This is a genomic window from Thiocapsa rosea, assembly GCF_003634315.1.
In the GTDB taxonomy this organism is placed as follows: domain Bacteria; phylum Pseudomonadota; class Gammaproteobacteria; order Chromatiales; family Chromatiaceae; genus Thiocapsa; species Thiocapsa rosea.
On sequence record NZ_RBXL01000001.1, the window covers coordinates 2,228,114 to 2,248,561 of the forward strand.

Here is a 20,448-nt window from a genome sequence, read left to right on the forward strand (position 1 = left end):
TCGCTCAGCGTCCGAGCCCAGCCGAAAGGCCCGAATCGAAACGCCCGACCAGGATCAAACCCGCCAAGCCACCGTAGAAGCAAAGTGAGCCGAGCGGAATGCCGGCAAGCGTCCACAGCCAGGCGAGCGCCGCCACCGAGACACAGATCATGGTGCCATAGCCGATCGCGACCGGCGTCGCGATCGGATGACCGAGCCGCCAATACACCAGTGCCGCGGCGGCCAAGGCAATGATCCCTTTGATCCCGACCATCGCGTGTAGGAGTCGCACCAGATCCGGATCCATCCCGCCCGCGGCCGAGAAGGGCGCCGTCACGATCGTCGCCACCGCGGCGGTCGCTGCAATCGTAAAGAGGAGTGCAGCCCTGCGGATAAGCGGACGGTCGCCGGTCACCGGCGGGGTCCGGACGAGGGTTCGATCGAGAACGGATGTCAAAGACGCATACATGCTCATGCGATCGCCTCCGGCGGAGTTGGAGAACAGGTCTAAAATCAAGCCGAGGCTAAATGGCGAAAGCCCGAACTTCAACCCCACCCGATGCGATTGAAATCCCGACTCCGCGATACCTCGCGAACCGATGCAAGCTCCGACGGAGGCCGCCGATGAGCCGCACTCAGCCCGACGAGCAAGACTATCTAAGCCTCTTTCGCATCTACGGGGACGATCTCGGCTCGCTCTATCGCGAGCCCGACGACGACCGCTATGCGCTCCTGTTCGAGCAGGTCGTTCGGCTGCTCGTCAAGCCCTCGCCGTTCAATCGGTCGCTGCCCGAGCCCTTCCGTGTCTCCGCGCGGCGCTATCACGACGGCGACCCGGCCACCGTGAAGCATTTGAGCCATCCCGCCAATCGCCACTTCATGCTGTGCGATCTGCATGACCTGATCAGTCTGCGGAGCCGCGTCGCCCGGAATCGTCGAAAGGATCATCCGTGAGAGGCATCTCGATCCGGCACCAAAATGCCGGCGTCAACCGATCGGCGGCGCGATCGGGACGAATCGTGTTGTCCCGCCCATGACTCCTGTACCATGATTCGCCAATAGACCGACGTCGTCGTCGGGCATCATCGGGGACCGTCACCCGGATTCCAGGGGCGCGTTCGCCGCGCTGCAGGATCACTAGCGGGCAGACAGGGGGTAACGTGCTCGGAACTGTCCGTGACACCTGCAAGATCCATCCGATGGTCCAGGACTACCGGATGACGGAAACGATCGAGAACCTCTCTGACCTCATCCATGATCAAGGTGACGGCAGCGAATTTTTCGCCCGCAACCACATCACGCAGGGGATGGAGACCCTGTTCCGCGAAGGCCTGCTGCGCCTTGCCGGACTGTCCGATCAGGCCGCCTTCGAGCTGGCTCAGGCCATGGGCGGCGGCAAAACGCACCTGATGGTCGCCATCGGACTCCTGGCGAGATACCCGGCGCTCCGTGCCCTTGTCCTCCCCGCCGAGCTCGCGGAGCGCCTGGACTTCGGTCCCGCCCGCATCGCCGCCTTCAACGGCCGCAACGATCCCGACCACTACATCTGGGGCGAGATCGCCGAGCAGTTGGGCCAGCACGACCTGATCCGTCCCTACTGGATCGACGGTCCCCGCGGGGTCGACGAGGCCAAGTGGCTGCAGATCCTCGGCGACGAGCCGACGCTGATCCTGCTCGACGAGCTGCCGCCGTATCTGCTCAACGCCGACACCCGCGCCGTCGGCAAAGGTTCGCTCGCCGATCTGGTGACCTACAGCCTCGGCAATCTGCTGAGCGCCGCCATCAAACGGCCACGCTGCTGCGTCGTCATCGCCAACCTCTCGGGCAGCTACGACGTCCAGAGCCGCGATCTCGCGCGGGTCATGTCCAACCTGCAGCAGGAAACCCGCCGTCAGGCCCAGACCATCACCCCGGTCCAGCTGGCCGGCAACGAGATCTACGCGATCCTCAAGAAGCGCCTCTTCACCGAGCTTCCCGACGCGTCGCTGGTCGACGCCGTCGCGGAGGCCTTCGCCGAGCAGGTCAAGGCCGCCGAGGACGGCGGTTACATCACCGCCCGCGCGATGGAAGAGGTCGCCGAGGAGGTCCGCGAGACCTATCCCTTCCATCCCTCGTTCAAGAACCTGGTGGCCCTGTTCAAGGAGAACGAGGGCTTCCGCCAGACCCGCGGGCTGATGCAGTTCACCGCCCGGCTGCTGCGCAGCGTGTGGAACCGCAAAGCCAACGATGTCTTCCTCATCGGCACCCAACACCTGGATCTCAACGACACCCAGGTGCGCGACGAGATCCAGCGCGTCAACCCGGCGCTGCTGCCGGCGGTGGTCAACGACATCGCCGACCACGGCAATGCGCGCGCCGAGGAGATCGACGGGGACCTGGGCAGCGATGCGGCCGGGCAGGTCGCCAAACTGCTGCTCTCGGCCTCGCTCTCGCGCGCCGTCGGTGCCCACACCGGCCTCACCCAAGCCGAGATCATCGAGTATCTCGCCGCACCCAATCGCAAGGCCGACGAGTTCCTCGCCGGCCTGGAGCGCCTGCGCGATCGCGCCTGGTATCTGCATCGCGAGGGCGAAGCCTTCTACTTCAAGGAAACCGAGAACCTCGGTCGGCGCATCGAGCGCGACGCCAAACAGATCCCGCTGCCGAAGCTCGAGCAGGCGCTGATCAACCGGCTGGAGGGGCTGTTTCAGGCCCAGAGCAAGACCCGCGCGGCCTACCAGGACGTGCAGATCATGCCGCGGCTCGACGACGTGAAGCTCTCGGGTGCGCGCATCCTGCTCGTCGTGCAACCGGACGGGCGCACCCCGCCGGAGGCGATCCGTGGCTTCTACGAATTCCAGCAAGAGAAGAACAACGTCCTCATCCTGTCCGGCCACGACAGCCATCTCGCCAACGAGGTCGAGGCGCGCCTGCGCGAGCTCTACGCGGTCGAGCGCATCCATGCCAACCTCAAACCGGGCGACACCCTGTTCGAGGAGGCACGGGACAAGTACGAAGAGCTCGCCGAGCGCTTCACCAAGGCCGTCTCCGGCGCCTACAACCGGTTGTTCTATCCGGGTGGCGACGGCGAGCTGGTGATGGCGACCATCGACAACGGTCTGAGCTTCGGCACCGGCGAGCATGCCGCCGAGGCCCAGATCGAGAGGCTGCTGGCAAGCGGGCGCTGCGACAACAAGCTCGCGCTCGACATGGCCGATGACCTGCTCAGCTACTGGGCGATGGCCGAGACCTATCTCTGGCCGGGGAAAGACCGGCGCGTGCCCTGGCGCGATCTGGTCATGCGCGCCAAGACCGATCCCACCTGGCCCTGGATGCCGGGTGCACGCGGCCTGGATGTCCTGCGCGACGAGGCACTCAAGCAGGGGCGTTGGCGCCAAACCCCCGAGGGTCACATCGAGAAGGGACCTTTCCCGCCCGAGCAGACCTCGGTCAACGTCACCCCCGCCGGGACCCTTCGCGAGACCGGCGAGACCACTCTGGTGCTGACCCCGCGCAATGCCGGCGACAGTCCGCGCGTCCATGTCGCCAAAACCGCCGCCGTGTCGGAGCAGGACGAGCAGGTGCAGGATCTCGAGGACTACCGCACCACCGCGGCGACCCTCTACTTTTTGGCGGTCGACAGCACCGGCAAATACCGCATCGGGGAGCCGACCCGCTGGACCGCCGACCTGGTCATCCGCCACGAGATCCATGCGCTCGCCGATACCCGCAAGGTCGAGCTGCGTTGCACCCCGCCGGCCGAGATGCGCTATACCCTCGACGGCACCAATCCCAAAGAGGGCACCCGTTACGCCGAGCCGTTCGCCGTCCCCGCCAAGGGCTGCACCATCCTGGTTGCGGCCAAGGCCGACGAGGTCGAGAAGAGCGCCAAGATCCAGGTCCCGGCCGACGGCGACGACCGGGTCATCATCGACGACACCAAAGCGGCCCACCTGGTGAAGCCGAAGATCTCCATCGACACCACCGACAAGGCCTTCGCGGTAATTCAGCGCTTCAAGGATCGCCCCGAGACCCTGCTGCGCGGGGTGCAGATCCTCATCGGCGAGGGAGAGACCGCGGCCCAGATCCGCTTCAACGACCGCGAGCTGACCGCCGCCGCGATCGAGGCCGCCATCAACGGCATTCGCGCCGCACTCGGCGATCCGCAAGCCGCCGTGCAGGTGCTGATCAAGGGCGGCATCCGCTTCGGCGACGGCTATGCGCTCAAGGAGTTCGTCGAGATCGCCGGGATCGGCCTTGCCGCCGGCGATGTGATTCAGGGGGAATGATCCGGTCTCTCACGGAGACACCGAGATACCGAGAGAAAATGATCGGGACTCTCACGGAGACACGGAGACACGGAGAAGAAAGAGAAAGAGAAAGAGAAAGAGAAATACGAAGAGAAGAGAAAGCGCATGTAAAGTTATGAATCAAAATCCAGAACCCTACTCACCTCCTATCTCCGTGTCTCCGTGTCTCCGTGTCTCCGTGAGAGAATAATGACATGATTACAGTGCTTTCATCTCCATGTCTCCGTGAGAAAAAACTTCGCCAGGGAATCGTAAAATGGATGAGAACGAGATCGGTACGATTGTCGTCGACTGCGCGGTGAAGGTTCATATGCGTCTTGGGCCTGGTTTACTGGAAAGTGTCTATGAGACCGTCTTGACTTATGAGCTTGTCAAACGTGGCCTGTTGGTCGAGAGGCAGGTCGTGGTTCCGATCGTTTACGATAATCTTCGGTTTGAGGAGGGTTTTCGTGCCGACCTGATTGTCGGCGGTAAGGTGATCCTGGAGCTGAAGTCGGTCGAGCATGTCACGAATGCACACAAGAAGCAGCTACTCACGTATCTTCGTCTGACGGGGCTGACTGTCGGCTATCTTCTGAATTTCGGCGAGGCGTTGATGAAGGACGGCATCACGCGAACGATCAATGGGAAGTTGGGTGGGGAATGACGCTCACGGAGAGATCTAGGGAAAAGACAGAAGACTCTCACGGAGACACGGAGACACGGAGAAAAAGAGAAAGAAAGAGATAAATAGAGAAAGGACAAGAGCGAGAAATCGCATGCGATGTTCTGAATCAAAATTCCACGCCCTTATTTCGTCTCAGTGTCTCCGTGAGAGAACAACGAAATGATCTCCATCTCCGCGTCTTCATCTCCGTGTCTCCGTGTCTCCGTGAGAGCATAAATTGGCCGAGCGAACGACCTACGCCCATCCCACACGCGGCTTCGGCGTGCCGGCAACCTCCGACCCGCATCATTTCGTGGTCGCGATTCCCCGCGGCAATACCGCGCCGATCCTGATTCGCGAGCACCTCGGTATGGGCTCGGAGAGTGCGCGCGAGCAGGTCATCGACCGTGTGCTCCTGGAGCGTGCGCGCTGGAGCGCGATCCGTGCCGAGGTGCAGCGCGCCTTCAATGCCCGGCTCGCGGAGCACAACCTCGCCGGCGGAACCTGGAAGGTCGGCGAGACCCCGGTCGACCGGCTGCTCGGCAAGGAGCTGTGCATTCTGGCCTGGGCGGTCGAGCGTCTGGATCCCGAGAAGATCCGGGTGGCGGTGCGCAACTGGCTCGCACTGCGCCCCGAGGAACGCTGGTGGTTGTTCGGGATGACCGCGGTCGCGACCGGCGGCCCACAGGATGCGGAGAAGGGATGGCGCGTCGCGCTGCGTTTCGCCTTGGGGGATGTCGCCCAGAATGCCCAGTTGAAGACCCGGATGCTCCCGGAGCAGGCCGGACCGCAAGAGCAGGGAACGCTGCCGGTTTTCCACGACTGATCGGGCGAGGGCCGATCCGAACCGCGTGCCGCGGATTGACGTTCGCCCGAGCCGCAACCAAACTGGTTGCATCTCAGATCGTCGACAACACCCGTTCAATGCCTTCACTCACGTTGAAAGACATCCCCGTTCCCTTGATGGAGCGTCTGCGCAGCCGGGCCGCCCAAGATCAACGCAGCCTCAACCGCGAAGCCATCTGGCTGCTCGAGCAGGCACTTGAATCGACGGCCGATCCCGCGAGTCGGCTTCGCCAGGAGAGCGACGCCCAGCTCGGAGCCTGGGAGGCGCTGAGCGGACGCTGGGAGGGCAGCGAACGTGACACCGATGATTTGATCGCGGACATCTACCTCTCCCGCACGCTGGGTCGCGAGCACACGCTGTGAAGCTGTTGGATACGGATGTCTGCATCGAGATCCTGCGCGGCAACGCGCAGGTTTTGCAGCGGCGCCGGTCCACCCTCGATCGGGTGGCGACGACCTGGATCACCGCCTGCGAGCTGGCCTGCGGAGCCGCCAATTCACGCGCACCGGAGCCGAACCAAACCCTGGTGACCGAATTCCTGTCGACCTTGCCGATCCTCGATTTCACGCTGCCCGCGGCGTTGCTCTTCGGACAGCACAAGGCGCGCCTGCGCGCGGCAGGCACGACGGTAGCCGATGCGGACCTGATGATCGCCGCCATCGCCCTCGCGCACGGCGCCACCCTGGTGACCGGCAATACCCGGCACTACGAGCGGTTCGAGGCGTTGAGGCTCGAAGACTGGATCATCCGGACACCATGATCTATAGAGCTTGTTTCATCCTCTCACGGAGTCTCGGAAATGAAGAGAGTGCTCTCACGGAGACACGGAGACACGGAGACACGGAGATGGAGAGGGTGTTTAATGTTGAATCAGAACGTCGCATTTATTCTCTCGTCTATTATTCTTTGCTTTCTCGGTTTTGCTCTTTCTTCTTCTCCTTCTCCTTCTCCTTCTCCTTCTTCTCCGTGACTCCGTGTCTCCGTGAGAGATATAAAGCCTTTGGACTCGCACCGCGATGATGATTGAAGCAGATACGGATACAGCAGTCAGAGAAGTGCGGCTAGAGCCTTTTGCGTTAAGAGATGCGCCGGCGCTGATCGAGGCGGTCTTTCCGGCACAGAAGATCTCGTTCGAGGCCCAGCGCGAGCGCAAGGCCGGCGCAGGGCAGACGCTGACCGCGCTCGGCTCCTACTGGAAGGGTCGCAAGCCGCTCATCCTGGTGAGGGCCATCCTGCTCGGCAGCCTGTTGCCCCAGACGGATGATCCCGAGCAGGACCTGGAGATCTTCGAGCAGCTGATGGCCTTCGACACCGCCGGACTCGCCCGGCGCGAGCCCAGACTTGCCCCGGCCGACGTCGCGCGACGGATCACCTTGGAGAATCCCTGGCGCCACTTCAGCACTGTCTTCAAAGGCAATGTCGCGGACGCGCAGGAGATCGAGGGCATCCGGTTCCCGTTCGATCCGGACGACTACCCAGGTCTCGCCCTGCGTTGGCGACGCGATATCGACCCGGCCGAGAAGCTGGAGCTACTGGCCCGCACACTCGCGACCTTCGCCACCTACGAGGAGCGCGCCGGGCTCTGCAAGCGTCCGGAGGAGCTGGACCAGGCGGCTCTCTACGCGCCGATCTGGCCGGCGGTGAACGCCCATCTGGGTCGCTTCGGGATCGAGGCTCGCTCGCATCAGGAGCTGGTCGAGCAGCTCGGCATCCTGCGCTTCGGTCATCGTCCGAAGGTGGGCGACACCTTCTGCGGCGGGGGTTCCATCCCCTTCGAGGCCGCCCGGTTGGGCTGCGATGTCTATGCCTCGGACCTCAACCCCATCGCCTGCATGCTGACCTGGGGGGCGCTCAATATCATCGGAGCGTCGCCCGAGAAGCGCGCAGAGATTGACCAGGCTCAACGCGAGATCGCCGAGGCGGTCGATCGGGAGATCACGGCGCTGGGCATCGAGCACGACAGCCAGGGCAATCGGGCCAAGGCCTATCTGTACTGCCTTGAGACCCGCTGCCCGGAGACCGGCTGGATGGTACCGATGGCGCCGAGCTGGGTGGTTTCGAGGATTCGAGGCGTTATTGCCAAGCTGGTTCCGAACTTCTCCAACCAGCGATTTGATATTGAAATTCTAACCGGTGTTTCGGCTGCCGAGGTAACGGCCGCTGAGCAGGGCACGGTGCGTGAAGGAAATCTTGTTTATGAGCTTGATGGGAAGACCTATCGGACGCCCATCAAGACACTTCGCGGTGACTATCGCGATGCTGACGGCAATATCGCAAACAAGCTTCGCAGCTGGGAGAAGTACGACTTCAAGCCCCGCTCGGACGACATCTTTCAGGAGCGGCTTTACTGCATCCAGTGGATCACGCGCGAAACGTGGGACGTGCCTCGTTCGACGACGTTCTTTGCCGCGGTAAACGAGGAGGATCTGGAACGCGAGCGACAGGTTGAATCAATCGTCGCCCAGAACCTCGCGCGCTGGCAGGATGAGGGATTGGTGCCGGATATGCCGCTCGAAATTGGCGGTGCTCCGCGCTATCAGGGGCGAGATCTCGTTGTTGCAAGGGGTTGGTCATACTGGCATCATTTATTTAATAGCCGCCAGATTTTGATGGTGAGTTATATGATGAGGCTGGGCTATAGTGAGAATCTATGGGTGGGATTGGGTGGAATCCTGAATTTGCAGTCCAAATTATGTTCATGGCACAATGATGGAAGGAAAGGAGGGCTGCAGAATACTTTCTCAAACCAGGCGCTTAACACTATTTATAATTGGGGTTCTAGGGGTTTCATGGATTTGAAATCCTACGTTCGGCTAGAAATTCCTTTGTTTCCTTTAGAAACACGTTCGATTGTTTTGTGTAGTCCCGTGCTTGCTCTTGCGGCTGAAAGTGATATTTGGGTAACAGATCCCCCTTATGCCAATGCGGTGATGTACCACGAAATCACCGAATACTTCATCGCCTGGCTCCGCAAGAACCCGCCGCCGCCCTTCGATGAATGGACCTGGGACTCCCGTCGCGACCTCGCCATCAAGGGTTCGGGCGACGACTTCCGCCGCGGCATGGTCGACGCCTACAAGGCGATGACCGAGCACATGCCGGACAACGGCATGCAATGTGTCATGTTCACCCACCAGGACACCTGCGTCTGGTCCGACATGGTGAGCATCTTCTGGGCCGCGGGTCTGCAAGTGGTCGGGGCCTGGTATATCGCCACCGAGACGACCTCGGAGCTCAAGAAAGGAGGCTAAGTCCAGGGCACCGTGATCCTGATGCTGCGCAAGCGCCCCGCCGGCGAGCGCCCCTGTTTCAAGCAGCGCATCCTCCCCGAGGTGAAGCGCGAGGTCGATGCCCAGATCAAACAGATGCTGCATCTCAACACCGAGACCGAGGCCCGCATGGGCGCGCCGGTCTTCAACGACTCGGACCTCCAGATGGCCGGCTACGCGGCGGCGCTGAAGGTCCTGACCGGTTACACCAGTCTCGGCGGCGAGGATGTGACCGCCTTTGCCTTCCGTCCGCGTCGCAAGGGCGAGACCACGGTGGTCGACGAGATCGTCGAGCAGGCCGCCGAGACCGCCAACGGTTTGCTCGTTCCCGAAGGACTCGACCGCGAGACTTGGCAGGCCATCGGCGGCATCCAGCGCTTCTATCTGCGCATGCTCGACATGGAGACCACCGGGGCGTCCAAGCTCGACAACTACCAGAACTTCGCCAAGGCGTTCCGGGTCGACGACTATGCGGCGGTGATGGCGAGCACCAAACCCAACGCGGCGCGGCTCAAAGCCGTCACCGAGTTCAAGCCGCGCGATCTCACTGACCGGACCGAGCTCGGCGCCACCCCGCTCGCGGCGCTGGTCAGCGCCGTGCAGGAGTTCCTGGCCGACAAGGATCCCGAGGTCGTCATGGCCAATCTGCGCGACGCGATCCCGGATTATCTCCACCGTCGTCCGCTGCTGATCGACATGACCGCCTTCATCGCCGCCAAGGCCCGCGGACCGGAGATCCGGCGCGCCGCGGAGGCGATCGCCAGCCGGATGCGAAACCAGCGGTTGCAGTGAAGAATTCTCTCACGGAGACACGGAGGCACGGAGAAAAAAAATTGAGAAAACAGAAACTCAGACCCGTGACGCGGCGTCATTTCTGAATCGTGCCATCGACGACCGCCGGTCTGACAGGCTTCCGACCTTGGTCTCGGAGCTTTCCGGCGCTGTTGTTCGGTGCATTTTCTCCGTGTCTCCGTGTCTCCGTGAGAGAAATGCTCTTATCGAGATATGGGTAGAGGTATTGCCTGATGTCCAATCTGGAAGAAACCCTTCTCGGCGTGCTGTTGCCGATGGATGATCCACCTCGCCTCGCCAATGACGGCGGCGATCTGAAGAGCCTGTTGGCGGGCTTGACGGAGGGTCTCACCGCCGAGGATCTGCACCGCGCTCGGGACTTCGGTCGGGGTGATCCAGAATGGGCTTCCTGATCGAGACCAATACTGGACACGCCGGGAGGAAGATCCATGAAGATCGTCTACCACGAAGAGGACGACACCCTGTTCATCGAGTTCTCAAAGGATCCCATCGTGCGTGACGAGACCCTGAGCTGGAACCTGAACATCGGTTATACGGCGGCCGGAATCGGCGAGATGACCATCCTGGACGCACAGAAAAGCGGCGTTTACCCGTTGCAGATCGAGCGGGTGATCTCCGAAGCCGCCTAACGATGTCATCTCATGGAGACACGGAGACGCGGAGACACTGAGAGAACTTTTCTATATTCCCCTTTCTCTTGTTTTCTCCCCTTCTCCGTGTCTCCGTGTCTCCGTGAGAATCCATGAGCATCCGCCGCTTTTCTTCCCGCACTCAGCGTCTTGACCAGAGCTTTCTGGCCGAGCAACTCCAAGGCGCGCGCAGTTACCGGCGCATCGCCGGCTACTTCACCAGTTCCCTGTTCGAGATCGCCCACGAATGGCTGGAGTCGGTGGCGGACGTGCGCATCGTCTGCAACGTCGATCTCTCGCCCGAGGATCTGAAGGTCGCGCAACTGCGCGAGGCGCGCATGCTGGGACGCTGGAACGAGCGCTCGATCGAGGCCGAATCGCTGCTCAACCGCGAGCGTTATCGGCGTCTCGATGCCTTTCTGGCCCGGCGCGGCCAGGTGATCCGGGTCGCGCCCGACAGCCTCTGCGGCTTTCTGCACGGCAAGGCCGGCGTGATCGAACGGGCCGACGGGCGCAAGGTCGGCTTCATCGGCTCGATGAACGAGACCCGACACGGTTGGCAGAAGCACTACGAGATCCTCTGGGAGGACGATTCGCCCGAGGGCGTGGCCTGGATCGAGGCCGAGTTCGAGCACCTGTGGAACGCGGCGAAACCACTGCCCGAGGCGGTCTGCCGGGAGGTTCGCCGGCGCGGGCGACGCTTCGAGGTCGAGCTCGGCGAGATCACGACCGAGGAGACCCTCGCCCCGGCGGCGCTGATCGAGTCCCCGCTGTACCGCGAGGGCATGTCGCTGCAACCCTGGCAGCAGGGTTTCGTGACTGAGTGTTTGCAGCACTCCAACGACCACGGCCAGGTCCGGCTGTTGTTGGCCGACGAGGTGGGTCTCGGCAAGACACTGTCGCTCGGTACCGCCGCCCTGACGTTGTGTCTGCTTGCCGAGAAGACGCGTCGACGTCGCAAGCCGATCGTGATCTTCGCCCCCGCCACGCTCTGCGAGCAGTGGCAGACCGAGATGATCGACAAGCTCGGTATTCCCTGCGCCCGGTGGCATTCCATGCGCAAGGTCTGGCTCGACACCGAGGCGCGGGCGATCTCCCCGAGCGGCGCGGAGCACATCGCCCGCTGTCCGCTGCGCATCGGCATCGTCTCCACCGGGCTGATGGTGCAACCCTCGCGCGAGAAGGCGATCCTGGTCGGGATCGGCTACGCGCTGGTGATCCTCGACGAGGCCCATAAGGCGCGCTCGCGCCAGGGCTACGGAGCGGACGCCGGCGAACCGAACGCGCTGCTTGCCTTCATGCACGCCATCGCCGACCGCACCGATCATCTGCTGCTCGGCACCGCGACTCCGATCCAGACCAAGGCCGAGGATCTGTGGGACCTGGTGCGCGTGCTGCACCGCGGCAGCCAGGGCTTCGTGCTCGGGCATGCGCTGGCCGATTGGCACTACCCGGAACGGGTGTTGCCGCTGCTCGGCGGCGCGCAGCGGGTCGAGGACATCGACTACGGCTGGCAGTTGCTGCGCTCGCCGCTGCCGACCCGTGATTCGACCAACGAGCCCAACGCCCGGCGCCTGTTCCACAACCTGCGCGAAGACCTCGGACTGCGCGCGAACGAGCACCTGGCCGGGGCACTGACCGATCTCCCCCCGGAGTTGCGCGACGACCTGGAAACCGAACTGGATCGGGTGATCGACGGGGCGAGTTTCTTCCAGCGCGAGAATCCGTTGGTCCGTCATGTCGTCCTGCGCAAACGCACGACCCTCGAAGCGCGCGGGCTGCTGGACAAAATCGCCGTCAATGTCCATCCGGAGCAGGGGTTGGTGAAGGATCCGCATCGCTTCAACGCCCTGTTCCAGGACATCGCCCTGCGCACCACGCCGGATTTCGATCGGGCCTACGCCGAGGCTCTGGAATTCGGCGCTGTTCTGGCCAAACGCGGCAAGGGCGGCGGCTTCATGAAGAACCTGATGCAACAACGCGTTTGCTCCAGCGTCGTGGCCGGGATCAACACCGCAACCAAGCTCCTGGCGGGGCGCAAGGTCATCGAGCAGACCGAAGATGGCGAGGAGGAGCTGGCCGTGCAGACCGACGCGGAGCGTGCCGCGCTCGAATCGCTGCTCGCCGCCTTGGCCGGCATGGGCGATGATCCGAAGCTGTGCGCCGTCCGCTACTACCTCAACGAGGAGGGTTGGCTGGATCTCGGCTGCATCATCTTCAGCCAGTATTACGACACTGCCCGCTGGGTCGCCGATGCCCTGGCCGCCGAGCATCCGGCCGAGACCATCGGGCTGTATGCCGGGGCCGATCGCAGCCGACTCTATCGCGAGGGCCAGGCGGTCGGCATCGTCCGCGAGGAGCTCAAGCGGATGGTCGCCGACCACGACATCCGCATCATGGTTGCCACCGACGCCGCCTGCGAGGGACTGAACCTGCAAACCCTCGGCACGCTGATCAACGTGGATCTCCCCTGGAATCCGACCCGCTTGGAGCAGCGCATCGGGCGCATCAAGCGCTTCGGGCAGGCGCGCGCCACCGTGGACATGCTCAATCTCGTGCATCAGGGCACGGTCGACGAGACGGTCTACGCGCGCCTGTCCGAGCGCATGCGCAACCGCTACGACCTCTTCGGCGGTCTGCCCGACACCATCAAGGATACCTGGATCGACGATCTGGAGACCTTGGGCGAGAAGATGGATCGCTACATCGAGGAGCGCCGTCAGGCGACCGGGTTCGACCTGCGCTACAACGACAGCATCAAGCCGGCGGATGACGCCTGGCGGGATTGCGCCGCCGTGCTGGCACGACGGGATCTCGATGACCTGATGCGGCGAGGGTGGAGTGCATAGCGCAGCGGAGCGCATATCCGGATGCCGTTCGTCGGAGCCCTCTCGTCACGACCGTGCTGACGTTTGCGTTCCAGGCGTGTGCCCGGAAGACCCTGGAGCGAGTGCAAGGACTCATCAGGCACTTATCAGGCGGCGTCCATCACTGCCCTTCATCCTTCAGATGCCAGGCGACCGACCAGGGCGGCAGTCGGTTTGCGTTCAAGGCCGGGCCGGCATCGGGGGGCTCCAGATGCAGAAGGGTGGCGCCGACTAGCCGTGAAGGCTCGGGGAGCCGAAGCTCGGTGTCGCTCAGATTGGCGCCGAACATGAGTCGGGTGCCGTCGTTCAGCACCCAACTCACCGAAAGTCCTTGGTCACCGAGCAGGATGAAGTCGGCTGTACCCGCGCGAATGCGTTCCATGCGCGGAACGATCTCGCGTCGTCGCAGCTCGAGCAGCTTTCGGTGGAAAGCGAGCCATTCTTGCTGTCGGGGCTCGCGCGAGCTGGCCCAGTCGATTTTGCAGCGAGCGAAGGTCTCCGGATCGTTTGGGTCCGGAATGGACCGGCGTACCGCGGGATCGGCGAAGGCGGCGAACTTCGCAAATTCCTGCCGGCGTCCTTCGGTGACGGACCGGGCGAGCTCCTCGCCGAAATCGCAGAAAAACAGGAAGGGGGTCTGTGCCATCCACTCTTCGCCCATGAAGAGCAGCGGCGGGGAGGGGGCCAACAGCAGAATCGCCAGCATGGCCTTGAGTGCTTCGGGGCTCGTCAAAGTATGGAGACGTTCGCCGAAGGCGCGGTTACCGACCTGATCGTGCGTCTGCAGCCAGTTGACGAAGGCGTCCGGCGGCAACGCGGCACTCGGCTCGCCGCGCGGCTCGCCGTGACGAAACGCCGAGGGCTCGCCTTGAAATGCAAAGCCCTCGGCGAGGCTGCGCGCCAGATAATAGAGGGGGCGATCGGCATAGTCGGCGTAGTAACCGTCGCGCTCGCCGGTCGCGATCAGGTGCGCGACATGATGGAAGTCGTCGTTCCACTGCGCGGTGTAACAACGCGGCACGCCGCTGTCGTCTCGGGTGAGGTAGGCCGCTGCGTTGCTGTCGTTCTCCAGGATCAGATGGATGTGTCTGTGCCGACCGGGACCGGCGCGTACGGTCTCGGCCAGCTCGGTGAGGATGTCGGGGTGTGAGTCGTCGAGGATCGCGTGGACGGCGTCCAGGCGCAGGCCGTCGAAACCGTATTCATTCAGCCAATAGAGCGCGTTGTGGATGAAGAAGGCGCGCACCTCGCGGCTTCCGGGGCCGTCGACATTGATCGCGGCGCCCCAGGGCGTATGGTGGCGCCCGGTGAAGAACTGCGGGGCGTAGAGATGGAGATAGTTGCCCTCGGGTCCGAAGTGGTTGTAGACGACATCGAGGAAGACCATCAGCCCCCGTCGATGCGCCTCGAGCACCAGCCGCTTGAGGTCGTCGGGGCGGCCGTAGCTGGCGTCGGGGGCGAAGAGCAGGGCACCGTCGTAGCCCCAATTGCACCGGCCGGGAAAATCCGCGACGGGCATCACTTGAACCGCGGTGATGCCGAGCGCGACCAGATGGTCCAGCCGCTCGATCGCGGCGCCGAAGGTGCCCGCCGGGGTGAAGGTGCCGATATGCAGCTCGTAGCAGACCGCCTCGTGCCACGGCCGCCCCGCCCATGCGTGCGTGCCCCAGTCGAAGGCCGCGGGATCGATGACCTCGCTCGGTCCGTGCACGTCGTGCGGTTGAAACCGCGAGGCGGGGTCCGGAACCTCGATGCCGCCATCGATGCGGTAGCTGTAGAGGGTGCCCGGGTGTGCCTCGGTCGTCCGCAATTCGAACCAGCCGGCGCCGGTGGCTTGCATCTCAAGCCAGCGCTCGCCCGCGGGATGTTTCAGGCACAGCTCGATCTGCCGCGCGGCGGGCGCCCACAGACGAAACCGCACGGCTCCGTCGCGCTCGACCGCGGCACCGAAGGGCATCGTTTGCTGCCGTGCTGGCATTCGTCACCCTTCCGATTTCGGATGAATCGGTCGCGCAGGCGGGTTGCGTCTTGCCGCAAATCGCCCTACGCCGCAGCGCCCTCGCGCTCTACATAGTCTTCGTAGTTCCCGCGGAAGTCGACCACGCCCCGAGGCGTCAGCTCGATGATCCGGGTCGCAAGAGACGAGATTAGCTCGCGGTCGTGGCTGACGAAGATCAGGGTGCCCGGGTAGTCTTCCAGCGCGGTGTTGAGCGACTCGATGGACTCCATGTCGAGATGGTTGGTCGGCTCGTCCATCAGCAGGATATTGGGCTTCTGCAGCATCAGCTTGCCGAAGAGCATGCGGCCATGCTCGCCGCCGGAGATCACGTTCACGGGCTTCTTGATCTCGTCTTGCGAAAACAGCAGCCGCCCCAGGGTGCCGCGGATGACCTGCTCGTCGTCGCCGGGTTGTTTCCACTGGTCCATCCAGTCGTATAGGGTGGTGTTGTCGGCGAAATCGGCTGCATGGTCCTGGGCGAAATAACCCAAGGTGCTGTTCTCGGACCATTTGATCTCGCCGTCGTCGGGCGTGAGGTCGCCGGCGAGGCTGCGCAGGAGTGTGGTCTTGCCGATCCCGTTGGGGCCGATGATGGCCACCCGCTCGCCGACCTCCACCGTCAGGTCCAGGCCCGTGAACAGCGGCGTGCCGTCGTAGCCTTTGACCAGTGATTCAACCTCCAGAGCCAGACGATAGAGCTTCTTGTCTTGACCGAAGCGGATGAAGGGGTTGACCCGGCTCGACGGCTTGATGTCCTCGAGCTTGATCTTTTCGAGCTGGCGCTGGCGCGAGGTCGCCTGCTTCGCCTTGGAGGCGTTCGCCGAAAAGCGGCTGACGAAGGTCTGCAGCTCGGCGATCTGGGCCTTCTTCTTGGCGTTGTCCGAATAGAGACGCGTGCGCGCCTGGCTGGCGGCGGTCATGTACTCGTCGTAGTTGCCGGGGTAGACCCGCAGCTCGCCGTAGTCCAAGTCGGCCATGTGGGTGCAGACACTGTTCAGAAAGTGCCGGTCGTGCGAGATGATGATCATCGTGCTGTTGCGCGCATTCAGCACCTCTTCGAGCCAGCGGATACTGTTGATATCCAGGTTGTTGGTGGGCTCGTCGAGCAGCAGGATGTCCGGGTCGGCGAACAGTGCCTGGGCAAGCAGCACGCGCAGCTTCCAACCGGGTGCGACGGCGCTCATGGGGCCTTCGTGCTGCTCCAGCGGGATATCCAGGCCGAGCAGCAGCTCGCCTGCACGCGCCTCGGCGGTGTAGCCGTCCAGCTCGGCGAAGTGCACCTCCAGGTGCGCGACCTCCATGCCGTCTTCCTCGCTCATCTCCGGTAGCGCGTAGATGCGATCGCGCTCCTTCTTGATCTGCCACAACTCCTCGTGACCCATGATGACGGTGTCGAGCACCCCGTAGTTCTCGAAGGCGAACTGGTCTTGGCGCAGTTTGCCGAGCCGCTTGCCGGGCTCCACGGAGACGTTGCCGGCGCTGGGTTCAAGATCTCCGCCGAGGATCTTCATCAGGGTGGATTTTCCACAGCCGTTGGCGCCGATCAGGCCGTAGCGATTGCCTCCGCCGAATTTCACGGAGACGTTTTCGAACAACGGCTTGCCGCCGAACTGCATGGTGATGTTGGCTGTGGAGATCAAAGCAGGGTTCCGCAAGAGAAAATAGAGGGGCGGGCCGGCGACATTCGACGGACCGCAAACGCAAAAAGCCCCGCAGCTGGCGGGGCTTTTTCAGCTCAGGTGACGGGCACCTGAAGGCTGTTTTTACTTCGGTACGACGTTGGTCGCGCTCGGGCCCTTCTGGCCTTGCTCGACGTCGTACGAGACGCTTTGTCCCTCGGCCAGCGACTTGAAGCCACTGCCTTGGACGGCGCTGTGATGGACGAAGACGTCCTTGGAGCCGTCGGAAGGAGCGATAAAGCCGAAGCCCTTCTCGTCACTGAACCACTTAACTGTGCCTGTAGCCATTTACGGTATTCTCTGATTTAACGAAACGTGTTGCACATATGCAGGCGACTGTCGGGAGATTACGGAAGGATCTGCCACGTCACGCGGAGAGGAGGAACAACCGAAATACTACAAGGTAGCACTGCACGCGACACATCATGCCCAATACCGAATCGTTTTTCAAGGTCTTTCTTCGAAAAACCTTGCGATCGATCCTGCAGCGCTCGGCGGCGTCTCGGTCGGGTACGGCAGGCATCCGGCGATGTGAGATCATTTGCCCCCTCGACAACCACCGAAAGGCCACCCGGATGAGAATCCTCCACACCATGCTGCGCACCGGCAATCTGCAGCGCTCCATCGCGTTCTACACCGAGATCCTCGGGATGAAGCTCCTGCGTCAAAAGGATTATCCGGAGGGAGAGTTTACACTTGCGTTTCTCGGCTACGGCGACGAGTCGGAGCAGACCGTGATCGAGCTGACCTTCAACTGGGGCGTGGAGCACTACGACTTGGGCAGCGGGTACGGCCATATCGCGATCGAGGTCGACGATGTTTACGAGGCGACGGACCGGATCAAAGCGAAGGGCGGCAAGATCATCCGCGATGCCGGACCCATGAACGCCGGCAGCACCATCATCGCCTTCGTCGAGGATCCGGACGGTTACCCGATCGAGCTGATCGGCGCAAGGCAGCGGGCGTCAAAGGCTTGAGGATCCCCTGGTCCGCTGCGCCGAACCGCGCGATCGCTCTGAGGTGATTTCCGGGACCAAGCCTCCCGACCGCACATATCCGCAAGACTTGCCGGGGCGACTGCAGGGGCGACTTGAGTCGCCCCGGGGTTGGTTGATGCTTTCCCGGAGAGTCCCTCAGTCGCCCCCAAGTCCGGCTTTGAACCTGTCCACCTCGTCCTGCGTGTAGGCCCGTGTCGCTACCAGATGCCCCCAAACGGGCTTCGGCCAGCAGGGGTCGGCCGGGCTTCGGCCGATAACATGGACATGCAGTTGCGGCACCAGATTGCCGATCCAAGCCACGTTGACCTTGGGGCACCCCAGAACGGCCGTCAGATAGTCCGAGACCTGCTTGCAGTCGGCGAGGACGGCATCGCGCTGTGGGATCGGCAGATCCAACAGATTGCTCAAATCGGTCTCCGGCACCAGGATCAACCAGGGCACGGCCGCGTTGCGATGCAGGAGCAGGCGACTCGCGGACAAGCGGCCCAGCAGATGGCAATCGGCAAGGAGCCGGGGATGAAGGGTGAAGTCGGTCATGATCGCGGCGCTCCTTTGAGTGCTGGCATCGGGCATGCTTCGCACCTGACGGCTCGGCTGCCCGAGCGGTTAGGCCCGAGCGGTTAGGATAGCGAATCCCGCCGGATCGGCTGTGGCTGTCGAGCCGGCCTCCGCGACACGCGACATGATCGACAGATCGCTCAAAAGGAGTCACTGCACATCATGCAGATCAACGATCCGAATGCCTACCGTCGTTGCGAGGAAATCGATCTCCTCGGCGACTTGATTCAGGTGCGCGACCGCCGTGTCCTGGAGCTGGGTTGCGGCGCCGCCTACATGACGCGTGCGCTGGCCACCCGGCTCGGCGCAGCCCGGATCACGGCGACCGAGGTCGATCGCATCCAGCACGCGCGCAACCTCGCGATCGCGGATCTGCCGCAGGTGATCTTTCGCTACGGCGGCGCCGAGTCGATCGCGGATCCCGACGCCAGCTACGACCTCGTCGTCATGCTCAAGTCGCTCCACCATGTCCCGGTCGCAGCCATGGATCAAGCACTGCGCGAGATCCATCGCGTGCTGGTCCCCGGCGGTCTGCTCTATGTCTCCGAGCCCGTTTACTGGGGCGACTTCAACGCCATCATGCGCTTGATCGACGATGAGCGTCTGGTCCGCGAAGCCGCGTTCGAGGCCCTCCGGAATGCCGTCGATGCAGGACTGTTCGAGTCGGTGCAGGAGGTCTTCTTCGAGTCCGAGGGCATCTATCCCGACTGGTCGAGCTTTGCCGCTCGCTTCATCGACGTGACCCACAGCGAGCGAAATCTCGACGCCGCCCGTCTGGCCGAGATTCGCGCGGCCTTCGAGCGCCATCTAACACCGCAAGGCGTTCGCTTGTGGAAGCCGCATCGGGTCGATCTGTTGCGCCGGGTCAACTGACGCGACCGGGGAGGCGACCATGATCCGATCGCGTGATCCGGGCCGCATCGACCGCACCGGAGACTCATGAGCACAGTCCCCATGACCCCGCCACGCATCGCCTTCTGGCATCGCAAGGGCGGAACGGGCAAGACCAGCCTCGCCATCGGCTGCGCGGTACGTCTGGCCGGCGGATCCGCAGCGGGCCTTGACGCGGAAGGGCACCCGCCCGCGCACGGTGCGCGGGTGCTGCTCTTGGATACCGATCCGCAAGGCACGGCCGCAGCCTGGGGCGAGCGCTTCGCCGACCGATTCGGAATCGCCGTGCGGGCGGACAGCGGATTTGCGCTCTGGCACGACTGGGCCGAGCGCGCGGGGTGCTTCGATGCCGTCCTCGTCGACTGCCCGCCGACCGTCAGCGCCGAGGTCATGGAGATCCTCGCGGGTGTCGATCGGCTCTTGGTCCCCACCCGCCCGGCTTGGCCGGATGTGTGGGCGCTGGAGTCCGTCGCCGATCTCGTCGCGGATCTTCATCGGCGAGGGGCGCGACTCGCGGTCAGCGTCCTCTTCAACCAAGTCGGCGACGAAGCGCTCGCACCCTTCGCGGCCGCGATCGCCGACCTGGGCCTCGATCTTCTTCCCGAGGCCATTCCGCGCGAGGACGCCTGGCCGGCGCTCTTCGGCGGCGGGGAGCCGCCGGACAGCCTTGCGCCTCTTGTCGACAAGCTGGTTCGATCAACGGGAATCCGACTGACCTGAAGGCGTTTAACCCGGAGACTGTGGTCCGTTCATGATCCAGTCCATCTTGCATGCAGTAGATGCTTGCATTAGCCCGATGCGTCATTCGGGTCAATCACCGGAGGAGGCTATGGCCAACATCACAGTGCGCCGGATCGATTGAGCGGACAAAGAATGGCTGCAAAGAGAAGCCGCGCGGCAAGGCATCTCGATGGAAGAAATGGTGCGGCGTCTGATTTGTGAGAAACGCCAACAGTCTGTGGCGCAGGCAACCCCTTCTGAGAT

General features: G+C 63.2%; 17 protein-coding genes and 1 pseudogene. 13 read left to right on the forward strand and 5 right to left on the reverse strand.

Features of this window, described 5'->3' with window-relative positions:
• Positions 1–4: 4 nt before the first annotated feature.
• The gene (locus tag BDD21_RS09900) at positions 5–454 is read right to left on the reverse strand and encodes a hypothetical protein (protein WP_120797037.1); all 450 of its coding nucleotides are present in this window, start codon (positions 452–454) and stop codon (positions 5–7) included.
• 149 nt (positions 455–603) lie between these two features.
• Between BDD21_RS09900 and BDD21_RS09905 the strand changes: the two genes are divergently transcribed.
• From BDD21_RS09905 to BDD21_RS09950, 10 genes and pseudogenes are all read left to right on the forward strand, one after another.
• Positions 604–933, forward strand: coding sequence for a hypothetical protein (locus BDD21_RS09905; RefSeq protein ID WP_120797038.1), 330 nt, complete (start codon positions 604–606; stop codon positions 931–933).
• Between the two features lie 206 nt (positions 934–1,139).
• Positions 1,140–4,247 carry an anti-phage-associated DUF499 domain-containing protein gene (locus BDD21_RS09910; protein ID WP_342769598.1) on the forward strand — a complete coding sequence of 1,036 codons (3,108 nt, stop codon included), beginning with the start codon at positions 1,140–1,142 and terminating at the stop codon, positions 4,245–4,247.
• 277 nt (positions 4,248–4,524) lie between these two features.
• A complete protein-coding gene (locus BDD21_RS09915; RefSeq protein WP_120797040.1) occupies positions 4,525–4,914 on the forward strand; it encodes a GxxExxY protein in 390 nt (129 codons plus the stop codon).
• 238 nt (positions 4,915–5,152) lie between these two features.
• The gene (locus BDD21_RS09920) at positions 5,153–5,740 is read left to right on the forward strand and encodes an anti-phage-associated DUF3780 domain-containing protein (RefSeq protein WP_120797041.1); all 588 of its coding nucleotides are present in this window, start codon (positions 5,153–5,155) and stop codon (positions 5,738–5,740) included.
• 98 nt (positions 5,741–5,838) lie between these two features.
• Positions 5,839–6,123 carry a FitA-like ribbon-helix-helix domain-containing protein gene (locus BDD21_RS09925; RefSeq protein ID WP_147431038.1) on the forward strand — a complete coding sequence of 95 codons (285 nt, stop codon included), beginning with the start codon at positions 5,839–5,841 and terminating at the stop codon, positions 6,121–6,123.
• Positions 6,120–6,521 (forward strand): type II toxin-antitoxin system VapC family toxin, encoded by a 402-nt coding sequence (locus BDD21_RS09930; protein ID WP_120797043.1) that lies wholly within the window; start codon positions 6,120–6,122, stop codon positions 6,519–6,521. Before BDD21_RS09925 ends, BDD21_RS09930 begins: the two co-directional genes overlap by 4 nt.
• 259 nt (positions 6,522–6,780) lie before the next feature.
• Positions 6,781–9,822, forward strand: a pseudogene (locus BDD21_RS09935) (anti-phage-associated DUF1156 domain-containing protein).
• A gap of 233 nt (positions 9,823–10,055) precedes the next feature.
• Positions 10,056–10,235: a hypothetical protein gene (locus tag BDD21_RS09940; protein ID WP_120797044.1), complete on the forward strand. Its 180-nt coding sequence runs from the start codon at positions 10,056–10,058 to the stop codon at positions 10,233–10,235.
• Between the two features lie 36 nt (positions 10,236–10,271).
• Complete coding sequence (locus tag BDD21_RS09945; protein ID WP_120797045.1) at positions 10,272–10,472, forward strand: DUF2283 domain-containing protein; 201 nt, start codon at positions 10,272–10,274, stop codon at positions 10,470–10,472.
• 113 nt (positions 10,473–10,585) lie between these two features.
• Positions 10,586–13,321, forward strand: a complete 2,736-nt coding sequence (locus BDD21_RS09950; protein WP_120797046.1) for a phospholipase D-like domain-containing anti-phage protein — start codon at positions 10,586–10,588, stop codon at positions 13,319–13,321.
• Positions 13,322–13,460: 139 nt separating this feature from the next.
• Here BDD21_RS09950 and treZ read toward each other — a convergent pair whose 3' ends face one another.
• From treZ to BDD21_RS09965, 3 genes are all read right to left on the reverse strand, one after another.
• On the reverse strand, positions 13,461–15,317 hold the full coding sequence (gene treZ, locus BDD21_RS09955; RefSeq protein ID WP_120797047.1) for a malto-oligosyltrehalose trehalohydrolase: 1,857 nt from the start codon (positions 15,315–15,317) through the stop codon (positions 13,461–13,463).
• Positions 15,318–15,382: 65 nt separating this feature from the next.
• Positions 15,383–16,978 carry an ABC-F family ATPase gene (locus BDD21_RS09960; RefSeq protein WP_120797048.1) on the reverse strand — a complete coding sequence of 532 codons (1,596 nt, stop codon included), beginning with the start codon at positions 16,976–16,978 and terminating at the stop codon, positions 15,383–15,385.
• 123 nt (positions 16,979–17,101) lie between these two features.
• A complete protein-coding gene (locus tag BDD21_RS09965; RefSeq protein WP_007191453.1) occupies positions 17,102–17,305 on the reverse strand; it encodes a cold-shock protein in 204 nt (67 codons plus the stop codon).
• A 287-nt stretch (positions 17,306–17,592) separates the two neighbouring features.
• On the opposite strand from BDD21_RS09965, the gene gloA reads away from it, so the two are divergent.
• A complete protein-coding gene (gloA, locus tag BDD21_RS09970) occupies positions 17,593–17,994 on the forward strand; it encodes a lactoylglutathione lyase (protein ID WP_120799844.1) in 402 nt (133 codons plus the stop codon).
• A gap of 156 nt (positions 17,995–18,150) precedes the next feature.
• Here the strand turns inward: gloA and BDD21_RS09975 are convergent, their stop codons facing one another.
• Positions 18,151–18,552, reverse strand: coding sequence for an HIT family protein (locus BDD21_RS09975; RefSeq protein WP_120797049.1), 402 nt, complete (start codon positions 18,550–18,552; stop codon positions 18,151–18,153).
• A gap of 183 nt (positions 18,553–18,735) precedes the next feature.
• Between BDD21_RS09975 and BDD21_RS09980 the strand changes: the two genes are divergently transcribed.
• Together BDD21_RS09980 and BDD21_RS09985 are read left to right on the forward strand one after the other, a co-directional pair.
• The gene (locus tag BDD21_RS09980) at positions 18,736–19,446 is read left to right on the forward strand and encodes a class I SAM-dependent methyltransferase (protein WP_120797050.1); all 711 of its coding nucleotides are present in this window, start codon (positions 18,736–18,738) and stop codon (positions 19,444–19,446) included.
• A 66-nt stretch (positions 19,447–19,512) separates the two neighbouring features.
• Positions 19,513–20,184 (forward strand): ParA family protein, encoded by a 672-nt coding sequence (locus BDD21_RS09985; protein WP_120797051.1) that lies wholly within the window; start codon positions 19,513–19,515, stop codon positions 20,182–20,184.
• Positions 20,185–20,448 lie beyond the last annotated feature (264 nt).

Bases quoted from the DNA above. Each gene is read 5' to 3' on its own strand.
- BDD21_RS09965 (WP_007191453.1), bottom strand. From the start codon at position 17,305: ATGGCTACAGGCACAGTTAAGTGGTTCAGTGACGAGAAGGGCTTCGGC.
- BDD21_RS09945 (WP_120797045.1), top strand. From the start codon at position 10,272: ATGAAGATCGTCTACCACGAAGAGGACGACACCCTGTTCATCGAGTTC.
- treZ (WP_120797047.1), bottom strand. From the start codon at position 15,317: ATGCCAGCACGGCAGCAAACGATGCCCTTCGGTGCCGCGGTCGAGCGC.
- BDD21_RS09915 (WP_120797040.1), top strand. From the start codon at position 4,525: ATGGATGAGAACGAGATCGGTACGATTGTCGTCGACTGCGCGGTGAAG.
- BDD21_RS09940 (WP_120797044.1), top strand. From the start codon at position 10,056: ATGTCCAATCTGGAAGAAACCCTTCTCGGCGTGCTGTTGCCGATGGAT.
- BDD21_RS09900 (WP_120797037.1), bottom strand. From the start codon at position 454: ATGAGCATGTATGCGTCTTTGACATCCGTTCTCGATCGAACCCTCGTC.
- BDD21_RS09925 (WP_147431038.1), top strand. From the start codon at position 5,839: ATGCCTTCACTCACGTTGAAAGACATCCCCGTTCCCTTGATGGAGCGT.
- BDD21_RS09985 (WP_120797051.1), top strand. From the start codon at position 19,513: ATGAGCACAGTCCCCATGACCCCGCCACGCATCGCCTTCTGGCATCGC.
- BDD21_RS09980 (WP_120797050.1), top strand. From the start codon at position 18,736: ATGCAGATCAACGATCCGAATGCCTACCGTCGTTGCGAGGAAATCGAT.
- BDD21_RS09950 (WP_120797046.1), top strand. From the start codon at position 10,586: ATGAGCATCCGCCGCTTTTCTTCCCGCACTCAGCGTCTTGACCAGAGC.
- BDD21_RS09905 (WP_120797038.1), top strand. From the start codon at position 604: ATGAGCCGCACTCAGCCCGACGAGCAAGACTATCTAAGCCTCTTTCGC.
- BDD21_RS09975 (WP_120797049.1), bottom strand. From the start codon at position 18,552: ATGACCGACTTCACCCTTCATCCCCGGCTCCTTGCCGATTGCCATCTG.
- gloA (WP_120799844.1), top strand. From the start codon at position 17,593: ATGAGAATCCTCCACACCATGCTGCGCACCGGCAATCTGCAGCGCTCC.